General features: G+C 52.5%; 1 tRNA gene. It reads right to left on the reverse strand.

The window, feature by feature from the left end:
- Positions 1-9 precede the first annotated feature (9 nt).
- Positions 10-85, reverse strand: a tRNA-Ala gene (locus OGY19_RS02300).
- Positions 86-236: the final 151 nt, after the last annotated feature.

The following is a 236-nucleotide window of genomic DNA, read 5'->3' on the forward strand; positions in this document are numbered from 1 at the left end:
CAGTAAAGATGGTGGAGCTATGCGGGATCGAACCGCAGACCTCCTGCGTGCAAAGCAGGCGCTCTCCCAGCTGAGCTATAGCCCCATCGTAGTTATCTCATTCACCTTAATTCTTGCTGAGACTGTGCGAGTCATTTCACAACGCGGTATCAGAAAGAATTTGGTAGGCCTGAGTGGACTTGAACCACCGACCTCACCCTTATCAGGGGTGCGCTCTAACCACCTGAGCTACAAGC

It is taken from the genome of Citrobacter sp. Cy070 (assembly GCF_030332245.1).
Classification (GTDB): domain Bacteria; phylum Pseudomonadota; class Gammaproteobacteria; order Enterobacterales; family Enterobacteriaceae; genus Citrobacter; species Citrobacter youngae.